The 952-nt window shown below is 73.3% G+C and carries 1 protein-coding gene; it reads right to left on the reverse strand.

Going from position 1 to position 952, the window contains the following annotated elements; all coding sequences use genetic code 11:
- Positions 1-845, reverse strand: an 845-nt coding sequence (locus tag ACYVE9_RS28435; protein WP_461030762.1) for a protein kinase domain-containing protein, incomplete at its 3' end; no start/stop codon positions are given.
- Positions 846-952: the final 107 nt, after the last annotated feature.

Below are 952 nucleotides of genomic sequence, written 5' to 3' on the forward strand. Positions count from 1 at the left end.
GTCAGCGCCGCCCGGATCCGGCGCACCTCCTGGAGCATCTCCACCGCGTCGGCGGGACGCCGCCGGGGGTCGCGGGCGGCCGCCCCGGTCACCAGGGCATCGAGGCCGGCGGCCAGCCCCGGGGCCAGTGCGGAGGGGGCGGGCACGTCGTGGTGCAGGTGCTGGTACATCACCTGCGCCGGATTGGTCCCGGTGTGCGGTTTGGCGCCGGTCAGCATCTCGTAGAGCATCACGCCGCAGGCGTAGATGTCGGCGGTGGTGTCCGCGGTGCCGTGCTCGATCTGCTCCGGCGCGAGGTAGGAGACGGTGCCCATGACGGCGGTGGTGGATGTGGAGGTCTGCGCGTCCACGGCCCGGACCAGTCCGAAGTCGGCGACCTTGACCCGGCCGTCGTCCCCGATCAGCACGTTCTCCGGCTTCACGTCGCGGTGCACCAGCTGCGCCCGGTGGGCGGCGCCCAGCGCCGCCAGCACCGGTTCGAGGATGTCCAGTGCCGCCCGCGGTTGCAGCGCCCGGCGCCGTACCAGGACGTCGCGGAGCGTGCACCCGGCGACGTACTCCATCGCCAGGAAGACGTAGGTGCCGTCGTTGCCCTGGTCGAAGACGCCCACGATGTTGGTGTGCGCCAGCCGGGCCGCCGACTTGGCCTCGCGGATGAAGCGTTCGACGAACTGGCTGTCGCCGGCGAGCGCGGGGTGCATGACCTTCAGGGCGAGCACGCGGTCCAGCCGGGTGTCCACGGCCCGGTAGACCGTGGCCATGCCGCCGACGGCGATCCGCGCCTCGACGCGGTACCGCCCGTCCAGCACATGCCCGATCAGCGGGTCCTGAAGGGTCGTATCCACAGCCCGGAGTCTACGAGCCGGTGGGCGGGACGTCGGCGGGCAGGGCGCGCGGCGCGCCCGGTTGCAGCGGAACGGTGACAGGACCGCAGCCGGGGCGCGACCGCCCG

The sequence above is a fragment of the Streptomyces sparsus genome, from assembly GCF_054776295.1.